Raw genomic sequence first — 3,114 nt, forward strand, 5'->3', positions numbered from 1 at the left:
GCATCGAAGCCGTACTGGAGTGCCGCGAAGCGCTGGCGGTCAACGTCAAGCCCAAGTTCGCCGTCGACGCGTTGGTCGCCACGATCGGCCAGGCGCTGCGCGACTGAACTTGGGCGCGCAAGTCGCCCTGCCGTAGACTCGTGCCGCCCCGCAGGGCACGCCACCTTAGCTCAGTCGGTAGAGCGGCTCACTCGTAATGAGCAGGTCAGGAGTTCGATTCTCCTAGGTGGCTCGATCTACTTGGGCACCGCATAGCCCACCGGCCCGGCGGCGATGCAGACCGCCAGCGCGGCCGTGTCGGCTCGCACTGTGATGGCATTGCCCGCGCCGGGCAGCCGGACATAGACCCGGTTGAGCCCGGGATGCACCGGCACCTTCGTGTCGGGCCCATCGGACAGCGACAACGTCATCGAGCCGTCGCTGTTGGCCAGGTAGTTGATCTCGGCAGTCCAATCCGTCGGCAGCAGTGGGCCGTCCAGACCAAGGCGGACCGGTCGGTCCGGTTGCACGAAGTAGCCGCACTGCGGCATCGGTCCCGGCAGCATCGCGCGGACCCAGGTCACTTGCGCGTCGGCCAGTCGGCCCGAGCTGTCCAGTACTCGCAATTGCGTTGTCGCCGAGGCGAATTCCGGACGGTCCCGCAGCAGGGCGAAGATGTGGCTGGCCAGGTTCTCCGGCCAGGCCACTCGACCCAACACCAGCGGATCGACCTCTTGATCCAGCATCGGCGCATTCGACGCCGCGTGCGCGGCGGCTAAACCGCGACGGGCATGCTGCAGATAAGGCTGAACGGGGTTGTCCCGCCAAGAGGTCAGAAACGTCGCTGTCGAATAGCCGCTGCTCGCAACGAACGTCGCCGCCACCGCCGTCGTCACCACAGCGCGGCCCAGAGACGCGTCCAGCCAGCGCGACGAAGGGCGGTTGGGCGCACAGAACCCGACCGCGGCCAACAGCGCGAACACCACCACGAGATCGGGGAAATAACGCAACGTTTGGGCCAATTCGAGAGCGGTGAACCGTGATGAGCGCATCAGATAGATCGGTACCTGGCAGGCAACCACGTAGCCGGCCGCGGTCAGCCACACCGGCACAAGGCGGCGCTTGCGCGCCAGCGAGACTCCCAGTGCCGCGGTCAGCACCAGCCAGCCCAGCACTTGGACCGCCAGCGGCGGGGTAGCCCACGGCGAGGCGGGTGCCCAGCGGGCCCAGGCCCACGGCCCCCCGGCCAAACCGGGAACGATCCCGTGAGTGACAGAGCGGCGCAACAGATCCCACGTCATCGACAGGTCGGAACTCCACCGCTGCTGGTTGACCACGACCACATAGACCGCGATCCAAGCGCCGGTCAGCGCCAGCGACACCGCCCAGAGCCGGAGCCCGGCCCGCCACACCGTCAGCAACGCCGCGCGGTCACCTTGTACGTGGCACAGCAGTGCGGCGATTGCGAATGCGACAAAGGGAATCACCGCGGCCTTCTCGAAGAACAACAGCCCACCGAGGTAAACGAGCACGCCGGACACCGCGTAGCGCTGGTTGCGGGTTCGGACCAGCATGATCGCATCGGCGCAGACCCAAGCCAGCGCGGCCAGCATCGGCAACGAGTTCAGCGCCGCTGCCCACCACGCGAAGCCCGGAACGCCCAGCGGGGTGAACAGCGCAAAGGTCAGCGGGATAAGCAGCACCGGTCGCCAGCCCAGGATCACGTGCAGCGCCCGCAGCAGCGCCAGCGAAGCCAGCAATTGCAGCACCAGCAGGCTGATGGCCGGTCCGATCCAGTTCAACGGCGCCAGCCGGGTAATCGCGCCGGCAACCAGGAAACCGGCCGGCATGACGTGGCCGTCGTGGTCGTCGAACAGGTATCCCGGCGACAGCAGGTCATGCGTGCCGGCCCGGCCCACCAGGATCAGGTCATCCCAATAGAAGTAGCCCCGAAATGCCAGCACCGCGCGGATCACTAGCTGCACCGCGATCAGCGCGGCAGCGGCCAGCGCGATGTTCGGGGTCCGGGCAGCCCATCGGTATGGTGGGCCGGTGCGCGCACTGGTCACCGGGGCAGCCGGTTTCATCGGGTCGACGCTAGTCGACCGGTTGCTAAGCGACGGGCACAGCGTCGTGGGCCTGGATAACTTCGCGTCCGGGCGGGCCACGAACATCGAGCACTTGGCCGACAATCCCGAGTTCGTCTTCGTCGAAGCCGACATCGTGGCCGCCGATCTGCAGGCGATCCTCGACGAGCATCGCCCCGAGGTGGTGTTTCACCTGGCCGCGCAGATCGACGTGCGGCACTCGGTGGCCGATCCGCAATTCGACGCGTCGGTCAATGTGATCGGCACGGTGCGGCTGGCTGACGCGGCCCGGGCAGCCGGTGTGCGCAAAGTCGTGCACACCTCGTCGGGTGGCTCGATCTACGGGGTCCCGCCGTCGTATCCGACCAGCGAGGACGTGCCTACCGACCCGGCGTCGCCGTATGCGGCGGGCAAGGTTGCCGGCGAGATCTACCTCAACACCTTCCGCCATCTGTACGGCCTGGAGTGCTCGCACATCGCGCCGGCCAACGTCTACGGCCCGCGACAGGATCCGCACGGCGAGGCCGGTGTGGTCGCGATCTTCGCCCGCGCGCTGCTGTCCGGTAAGCCCACCAAGGTTTTCGGCGACGGCTCCAACACCCGCGACTACGTGTTCGTCGACGACGTGGTGGACGCATTCGTCAAAGCGTCTGAGCCAGTCGGCGGCGGGCAGCGGTTCAACGCCGGCACCGGTGTGGAAACCTCGGACCGCCAACTGCATTCAGCGGTGGCCGCTGCCGCCGGTGCGCCCGACGACCCGGAATTTCATCCGCCACGGCTGGGTGACTTGAAACGGTCCTGCCTCGACATCGGTTTGGCCGAAAAGGTTTTGGGCTGGCGCCCGCAGGTGGCACTCGACGAAGGAGTGCGCCGCACGGTGGAGTACTTCCGGCACACGCACGCCGGCTAGCGGGGTTCCGGCGCTTGCGCGCCTTCCAGCGCGACCGCGCGGGCCAGTCGCGCGTACCGCAGCTCCAAGTCTTTGAATCGCAGATAGGTGCTCAACGTGGTGAAGCTGAATGCGATGATCAGCGCGTAGAGCATCAGG

4 protein-coding genes and 1 tRNA gene are annotated in these 3,114 nt (G+C 67.2%); 3 read left to right on the forward strand and 2 right to left on the reverse strand.

Translation table 11 applies throughout. The features are described 5' to 3' along the window. Both WAN71_RS27140 and WAN71_RS27145 read left to right on the forward strand, forming a co-directional pair. Nucleotides 1-107: hypothetical protein (locus WAN71_RS27140; RefSeq protein WP_422228288.1), on the forward strand; the 107-nt coding region annotated here is incomplete at its 5' end. Nucleotides 108-159: 52 nt separating this feature from the next. Continuing rightward, nucleotides 160-232: transfer RNA gene (locus WAN71_RS27145), tRNA-Thr, on the forward strand. Between the two features lie 4 nt (nucleotides 233-236). Here the strand turns inward: WAN71_RS27145 and WAN71_RS27150 are convergent. Next, complete coding sequence (locus tag WAN71_RS27150) at nucleotides 237-2,066, reverse strand: hypothetical protein (protein ID WP_422228286.1); 1,830 nt, start codon at nucleotides 2,064-2,066, stop codon at nucleotides 237-239. On the opposite strand from WAN71_RS27150, the gene WAN71_RS27155 reads away from it, so the two are divergent. Beyond that, nucleotides 2,032-2,976 carry an NAD-dependent epimerase/dehydratase family protein gene (locus WAN71_RS27155; protein WP_422228287.1) on the forward strand — a complete coding sequence of 315 codons (945 nt, stop codon included), beginning with the start codon at nucleotides 2,032-2,034 and terminating at the stop codon, nucleotides 2,974-2,976. The genes WAN71_RS27150 and WAN71_RS27155 overlap by 35 nt on opposite strands. Here WAN71_RS27155 and WAN71_RS27160 read toward each other — a convergent pair. Next, on the reverse strand, nucleotides 2,973-3,114 hold a 142-nt coding region (locus WAN71_RS27160), incomplete at its 5' end, for a DUF2304 domain-containing protein (RefSeq protein ID WP_422228289.1). The genes WAN71_RS27155 and WAN71_RS27160 overlap by 4 nt on opposite strands.

This window comes from Mycobacterium sp. (genome assembly GCF_049280035.1).
Taxonomy (GTDB): Bacteria; Actinomycetota; Actinomycetes; order Mycobacteriales; family Mycobacteriaceae; genus Mycobacterium.

Bases quoted from the DNA above. Each gene is read 5' to 3' on its own strand.
- WAN71_RS27150 (WP_422228286.1), bottom strand. From the start codon at position 2,066: ATGAAACCGGCTGCCCCGGTGACCAGTGCGCGCACCGGCCCACCATAC.